The following is a 7,654-nucleotide window of genomic DNA, read 5'->3' on the forward strand; positions in this document are numbered from 1 at the left end:
AGCGACTCAATCCTTCTTGAACATGGCGCGCAGATTGGCCACCGCCATCTGCCCCTTCTGCTGGCGCTCCTCCGCACTCACCTTCTTCTGGTTCTCCCACTCCAGGTCATCCTGCGGCAGTTCCAGCAGGAAGCGGCTCGGCTCCGGCCGCACCGACTCACCAAACTGGCGCCGCTCCTTGCAGAGGGTAAAGGTCAGTTCGGTCTGGGCCCGGGTGATCCCCACATAGGCAAGGCGCCGCTCCTCCTCCACGTTGTCCTCGTCGATGCTGGTCTGGTGCGGCAGCAACCCCTCCTCCATGCCCACCATGTAGACATAGGGGAACTCCAGCCCCTTGGAGGCGTGCAAAGTCATCAGCTGCACCTGATCCGCCTCATCCTCCCCCTCGTTGCGCTCCATCATGTCGCGCAGGGTGAGACGGGTCACCACCTGAGCGAGCGTCATCGACTCTTCCAGCTCGTCCCCCTCCAGCATCTCGCTGATCCAGCGATAGAGGGTGGAGACGTTCTGCATCCGCATCTCGGCCGCCTTGGGACTGGGGGAGGTCTCGTAGAGCCACTCCTCGTAGTGGATCTCCTTGATCATGTCCCGCACCGCCTCCACCGGGTTGCCGCGCAGGGCCTGATCACCGAGCCGCACCAGCCAGTTGGTGAAAGCCTGCAGGGCGGTGAGGCCCCGACCGGATAGGTGCTGCTCCAGCCCCAGCTCGAAGCTGGCGGCAAACAGGCTCTTGCCACGCTGGTTGGCGTACTGACCCAGCTTCTCGAGCGTGGTGGGGCCTATCTCCCGGCGCGGCAGATTCACCACCCGCAGGAAGGCGGTGTCCTCGTCCGGATTCACCAGCAACTTGAGGTAGGCCATGATGTCCTTGATCTCGGTGCGGGAGAAAAATGAGGTGCCGCCCGAGATACGGTAGGGAATGCGGTTGGTCATCAGCGCCTTCTCGAAGATGCGCGACTGATGGTTGCCCCGGTAGAGGATGGCGTAGTCCTTGAAGCGGGTGCGATTCATGAACTTGTGGCCCATCAGCTCGGCGGCGATGCGCTCCGCCTCATGCTCCTCGTTCTTGGCAAACAGCACCTTGAGCTTCACCCCCTCGTCCAGCTCGGAGAAGAGCGCCTTGTCGTAGACATGGGGGTTGTTGGCGATCAGGATGTTGGCGCACTTGAGGATGCGCCGCTTGGAGCGGTAGTTCTGCTCCAGCTTGATGAGCCGCAGATTGGGGAAATCTTCGTTCAGCAGCACCAGGTTCTGCGGCTTTGCCCCACGCCAGGAGTAGATGGACTGGTCGTCGTCCCCCACCACGGTGAAGCGAGCCCGCTCGCCGACGATCTGCTTCACCAGCTCGTACTGGCTGGTGTTGGTGTCCTGGTATTCGTCGACCAGCAGATAGCGGATCTTGTTCTGCCAGCGCTCGCGCACCTCCTGGTTGCTCTTGAGCAACAGGGTCGGCATCACGATGAGGTCGTCAAAATCCAGCGCGTTGTAGGCCACCATCTGGCGGTGGTAGCGCTCGTAGAACTGGGCCATCAACACCTCTTCCGGCCCGCGAGCGATGCGCATGGCCCGGGCAGGCAGGATAAGGTCGTTCTTCCAGTTGGAGATCTGGCTGATAAGAGCCGAGAGCTTGTCCTTGTCGTTGTCGAGCTCCTCCTCGGTCAGCTCCTTGAGCAGCGCCAGCTGATCGGTGTCGTCGAACAGTGAGAAGTTGGCCTTGAGGTTCAGGCTCTTGTGCTCGCGGCGAATGATCTCGAGCCCCAGGGTATGGAAGGTGGAGACCATCAGCCCCCGCGCCTCCTTGCGACCCAGGGTCTGGCCGACCCGCTCCTTCATCTCCCGCGCCGCCTTGTTGGTAAAGGTGACCGCCGCTATGTTGCGCGCGTTGTAGCCGCACTGCTGCACCAGATAGGCAATCTTGTTGGTGATGACGCGGGTCTTGCCCGATCCGGCACCCGCCAGCACCAGGCAAGGGCCGGAGACATACTTGACCGCTTCGTTCTGATTGGGGTTGAGCTTCATGGGCCGGATCTCTTGGCTTATGATGAGGGGCGGCATTGTAACAGAAATCACCCGGCCAGCCCCATCGAGCAATAGCTCGCCAGATGCCTTGTGTTCGGCGGCGGTTTTCAGGATCATGACCGACTTTTCGAGATGATGACCACTTTTCCAGACAGTGAGGGGAGCATGAACCAGCAACAGCACGACCGGCTGCGCAGCCAGTTTCCGGCCTTGGCGCAGGAGGTCAACGGCCACCCGCTGGTCTATCTGGACAATGCCGCCACCACCCAGAAGCCGCAAACCGTGCTGGATGCGATCAATCACTACTATCGGGCCGACAACGCCAACGTGCACCGTGCCGCCCACGCCCTGAGCGGCCGGGCCACCCGCGCCTTCGAAGATGCCCGCGAGACTGTCGCTCGCTTTATCAATGCCCCTCGCAGCCACGAGGTGATATGGACCCGTGGCACCACGGAGGCGATCAACCTGATGGCCCAGAGCTGGGGGATAAGCGAGCTGAGGGCGGGGGATGAAGTCGTGCTCAGCACCCTGGAACACCACGCCAACATCGTCCCGTGGCAATTGGTCGCCCAGCGCACCGGCGCCGTCATCCGGGTCGTCCCCCTCGATGAGCGGGGCGATCTCGACATGGCCGCCTATCTGGCCATGCTGGGACCACGTACCCGACTGGTGAGCGTGGCTCACGTCTCCAATGCCCTCGGTACCGTCAACCCGGTCGAACAGATAGTGGCGGCCGCCAAGGCGGTCGGCGCCCTGACCCTGATCGACGGCGCCCAGGCAGTGGCTCATCTCGAGGTAGATGTGCAGGCCATCGGCTGCGACTTCTATGCCTTCTCCGGCCACAAGCTCTACGGCCCGACCGGTATCGGTGTGCTGTGGGGGCGCACCGAACTGCTGGAGCGGATGCCGCCCTGGCAGGCCGGCGGCGAGATGATCGACAGGGTCAGCTTCAGCGGCACTACCTTCAATAGCCTGCCCTTCAAGTTCGAGGCGGGTACGCCCCATATCGCCGGCGCCATCGGCCTAGCCGCCGCCATCGACTTTGTGATGGAGCAAGACCGGGGGTTGCTGGCCAGCCATGAAGCGGTGCTGACCGACTATCTGGTCGCCGGCCTGCGGCAGGTGCCGGGGCTGCATCTTGTCGGCGAACCTCGCCAACGCGCCGGCGCGGTCTCCTTCCTGCTAGCGGATATCCACCCCCAGGATGCGGCTACCCTGCTCGACATGCAGGGGATCGCCCTGCGGGTCGGCCACCACTGCGCCATGCCGTTGATGGAGAGCCTTGGCATAGGCGGCACAATGCGAGCCTCGCTGGCCTGTTACAACAACCGTGACGATGTGGACGCCCTGCTGGCCGCCCTGCACAAACTCAGTGACTTCTTCTAAGGCAGACAACCCGATGAACAGCCTCGCAACCTATACCCGGATCGGCCTTGAGCCCGATGCCTATACCATCCGCCAGCAGTTTGCGGCGGCGAACGGCTGGGAGAACCAGTACCGCCTTATCATACAGCTCGGCAAGCTGCTACCCACCTTGCCCGCAGAGTGGCAGCAGGAAGAGAACCGCTTGAAAGGGTGCGAGAGCCAGGCCTGGCTGAAGGGTGAAAAGAGTGAGGATGGCAACTGGCACTTTGCCTGCGACTCCGATGCCCGCATCGTGCGTGGCCTCATCGTCATCGTGCTGGCGGCGCTCAATCATCAGAGTGCCGACACTATCCAGACTTTCGATATCGATGCCTATTTCAGCGAGCTAGGGCTTGAGAAACACCTGAGCCCGTCGCGGGGCAACGGGCTCAGGGCCATAGTATTGGCTATCCGGCAACAGGCAGTCTAACCCGCCTTGTTCAGTGGTCGATCAGGCTTCGCCAATCGACCCTGTTTCTTCATTCCCGGCCTCTTTCTCGGCACGGGCTCCTCGTTCGGCAATCTTCCTCAATACCCGGGAGGCGGCGACCAAGCCAAAGGTGGCCGTCACCGGCGTCACGGCGCCAAAGCCAGAGGCGCAATCCATCTTCATATTGCCATCGCTGGCCGCCTTGGCCTGACAGGTGCCGCCATTACCATCCGGGTAGCTCAACTGCTCGGTTGAAAAGACACACTCCACCCCGAACTTGCGCGCCGGATTCTTGCTGAAACTGTGTAGCCGGCGCAGGTCAGAGCGCACCTTGGCGGCCAGCGGATCCTGAATGGTCTTGGCCAGATCGGCCACGGTGATCTGCGTCGGGTCCATCTGCCCACCGGCGCCGCCCGCCACAATCACCGGGATCTTGTTGCGCTTGCAGAAGGCAATCAGCGCCACCTTGGCCTTGACCGAGTCGATGGCATCCACCACATAGTCAAACTCCCGCTTGATATGCTCGGCCAGGTTGTCGGCGGTAACGAAGTCATCCACCTCGATCACCTCGCAATCCGGATTGATGGCACGGATGCGCTCGGCCATCACCTCCGTCTTGAGGCGACCGACCGTGCCCTGCATGGCGTGGATCTGGCGGTTGGTGTTGGTGATACAGATGTCGTCCATGTCGATCAGGGTGATCTGGTTGATGCCGGCACGGGCCAGCGCCTCTGCCGCCCAGGAGCCGACGCCGCCGATCCCGACCACACAGACACGCGCCTGGCTGAAGGAACCAAGTGCACTCTGACCATAAAGACGGGCAATGCCCCCGAATCGCTGTAGATACTCTGCTTTCATACCACCACCTTGATTGAGGGCGGCCATTATAGCGACAACCATGGGCGGCGGCGAATTTCAGATAAACATGAAACGGGATGGAGCAACGAAATCGGGCTAACCGAGATGAGATAGAGAGATCGTAGAGACGAAAAAAAGCCCAGTCTTTCGACTGGGCTTCTTAAGTAGTGGCGGAGCGGACGGGACTCGAACCCGCGACCCCCGGCGTGACAGGCCGGTATTCTAACCGACTGAACTACCGCTCCGCATTCGGTTAGCTTTCGCTAAATCTTTTGCCGCTTCTTCTGAGGTGTCATCCTCGCAGCCGGCCATGTGCTTTCACATCACCGTTTAATTGGGTGCCTGGCAGTGTCCTACTCTCGCATGGCGAATGCCACACTACCATCGGCGCTACAGCGTTTCACTTCTGAGTTCGGCATGGGGTCAGGTGGTTCCACTGCGCTATTGCCGCCAGGCAAAATCTTCAATCTGAAAAAGCTGATTTAATTCTTCGTTCTCGGTATCTGCTACAAGCCTTCGAACACTTCTTGGGTGTTGTATGGTTAAGCCTCACGGGTAATTAGTATGGGTTAGCTCAACACGTCGCCGCGCTTACACACCCCACCTATCAACGTTGTGGTCTCCAACGGCCCTTTAGGACCCTCAAGGGGTCAGGGATGACTCATCTCAGGGCTCGCTTCCCGCTTAGATGCTTTCAGCGGTTATCGATTCCGAACTTAGCTACCGGGCAGTGCCACTGGCGTGACAACCCGAACACCAGAGGTTCGTTCACTCCGGTCCTCTCGTACTAGGAGCAACTCCCTTCAATCATCCAACGCCCACGGCAGATAGGGACCGAACTGTCTCACGACGTTCTGAACCCAGCTCGCGTACCACTTTAAATGGCGAACAGCCATACCCTTGGGACCGACTTCAGCCCCAGGATGTGATGAGCCGACATCGAGGTGCCAAACACCGCCGTCGATATGAACTCTTGGGCGGTATCAGCCTGTTATCCCCGGAGTACCTTTTATCCGTTGAGCGATGGCCCTTCCATTCAGAACCACCGGATCACTATGACCTACTTTCGTACCTGCTCGACCTGTCCGTCTCGCAGTTAAGCTGGCTTATGCCATTGCACTAACCTCCTGATGTCCGACCAGGATTAGCCAACCTTCGTGCTCCTCCGTTACTCTTTGGGAGGAGACCGCCCCAGTCAAACTACCCACCAGGCACTGTCCGCGAGCCCGATTCAGGGCCCTGCGTTAGAACATCAAACATACAAGGGTGGTATTTCAAGGACGGCTCCAGCGCAACTGGCGTCACGCCTTCAAAGCCTCCCACCTATCCTACACATGTAGGTTCAATGTTCAGTGCCAAGCTGTAGTAAAGGTTCACGGGGTCTTTCCGTCTAGCCGCGGGTACACCGCATCTTCACGGCGAATTCGATTTCACTGAGTCTCGGGTGGAGACAGCATGGCCATGGTTACACCATTCGTGCAGGTCGGAACTTACCCGACAAGGAATTTCGCTACCTTAGGACCGTTATAGTTACGGCCGCCGTTTACCGGGGCTTCGATCAAGAGCTTCGCTTGCGCTAACCCCATCAATTAACCTTCCGGCACCGGGCAGGTGTCACACCCTATACGTCCACTTTCGTGTTTGCAGAGTGCTGTGTTTTTGATAAACAGTCCCAGCCATCTGGTCACTGCGACTCCCGTCAGCTCCATCCGCAAGGGACTTCACCAACAAGAGCGTACCTTCTCCCGAAGTTACGGTACTATTTTGCCTAGTTCCTTCACCCGAGTTCTCTCAAGCGCCTTGGTATTCTCTACCCGACCACCTGTGTCGGTTTGGGGTACGATGACTTGTAATCTGAAGCTTAGAGGCTTTTCCTGGAAGCAGGGCATCAATGGCTTCCGCACCGTGGTGCGTTCGTCTCGTGTCTCAGTGTTGTGTCTCCGGATTTGCCTAGAAACACCACCTACGCACTTTCACCAGGACAACCGTCGCCTGGCCCACCTAGCCTTCTCCGTCCCCCATCGCAATTACAAGTCGTGCAGGAATATTAACCTGCTTCCCATCGACTACGCCTTTCGGCCTCGCCTTAGGGGTCGACTCACCCTGCCCCGATTAACGTTGGACAGGAACCCTTGGTCTTCCGGCGAGGAGGCTTTTCACCCCCTTTATCGTTACTTACGTCAGCATTCGCACTTCTGATATCTCCAGCATACCTCTCGATACACCTTCGCAGACTTACAGAACGCTCCCCTACCACTCACACTTAGTGTGAATCCGCGGCTTCGGTGCCTGGTTTGAGCCCCGTTACATCTTCCGCGCAGGCCGACTCGACTAGTGAGCTATTACGCTTTCTTTAAATGATGGCTGCTTCTAAGCCAACATCCTAGCTGTCTGAGCCTTCCCACATCGTTTCCCACTTAACCAGAACTTTGGGACCTTAGCCGGCGGTCTGGGTTGTTTCCCTCTTCACGACGGACGTTAGCACCCGCCGTGTGTCTCCCGGATATTACTTACTGGTATTCGGAGTTTGCATGGGGTTGGTAAGTCGGGATGACCCCCTAGCCCAAACAGTGCTCTACCCCCAGTAGTATTCGTCCGAGGCGCTACCTAAATAGCTTTCGGGGAGAACCAGCTATCTCCGAGTTTGATTGGCCTTTCACCCCCAGCCACAGGTCATCCCCTAACTTTGCAACGTTAGTGGGTTCGGTCCTCCAGTTGATGTTACTCAACCTTCAACCTGCCCATGGCTAGATCACCCGGTTTCGGGTCTACACCTTGCAACTAGACGCCCAGTTAAGACTCGGTTTCCCTACGGCTCCCCTATACGGTTAACCTCGCTACAAAATGTAAGTCGCTGACCCATTATACAAAAGGTACGCAGTCACCCCGAAGGGCTCCCACTGCTTGTACGTACACGGTTTCAGGTTCTATTTCACTCCCCTC

Annotated in this window: 4 protein-coding genes, 1 tRNA gene and 2 rRNA genes (1 of these 7 only partly in view); 2 read left to right on the forward strand and 5 right to left on the reverse strand. The window is 58.9% G+C overall.

Annotated elements, in window-relative coordinates:
* Positions 1-6: 6 nt before the first annotated feature.
* Positions 7-2,019, reverse strand: coding sequence for a DNA helicase Rep (gene rep / locus CK627_RS03520; RefSeq protein WP_095591701.1), 2,013 nt, complete (start codon positions 2,017-2,019; stop codon positions 7-9).
* 165 nt (positions 2,020-2,184) lie between these two features.
* Here rep and CK627_RS03525 point away from each other — a divergent pair, with 165 nt between their 5' ends.
* Positions 2,185-3,405 carry an aminotransferase class V-fold PLP-dependent enzyme gene (locus CK627_RS03525; RefSeq protein WP_095591702.1) on the forward strand — a complete coding sequence of 407 codons (1,221 nt, stop codon included), beginning with the start codon at positions 2,185-2,187 and terminating at the stop codon, positions 3,403-3,405.
* Between the two features lie 13 nt (positions 3,406-3,418).
* Complete coding sequence (locus CK627_RS03530) at positions 3,419-3,853, forward strand: SufE family protein (protein WP_167385259.1); 435 nt, start codon at positions 3,419-3,421, stop codon at positions 3,851-3,853.
* A gap of 21 nt (positions 3,854-3,874) precedes the next feature.
* Here the strand turns inward: CK627_RS03530 and tcdA are convergent, their stop codons facing one another.
* The 4 genes from tcdA to CK627_RS03550 all read right to left on the reverse strand — a co-directional run.
* Entirely contained in the window at positions 3,875-4,711 is an 837-nt protein-coding gene (gene tcdA / locus CK627_RS03535; RefSeq protein WP_043170509.1) for a tRNA cyclic N6-threonylcarbamoyladenosine(37) synthase TcdA, read from the reverse strand.
* 168 nt (positions 4,712-4,879) lie between these two features.
* Positions 4,880-4,956 (reverse strand) — tRNA-Asp (locus CK627_RS03540).
* Positions 4,957-5,051: 95 nt separating this feature from the next.
* Positions 5,052-5,166 (reverse strand): 5S ribosomal RNA (rrf, locus tag CK627_RS03545).
* A gap of 83 nt (positions 5,167-5,249) precedes the next feature.
* Positions 5,250-7,654 (reverse strand): 23S ribosomal RNA (locus CK627_RS03550); it runs 483 nt beyond the window's last position.

Source organism: Aeromonas dhakensis (assembly GCF_002285935.1).
GTDB classification, from domain to species: domain Bacteria; phylum Pseudomonadota; class Gammaproteobacteria; order Enterobacterales; family Aeromonadaceae; genus Aeromonas; species Aeromonas dhakensis.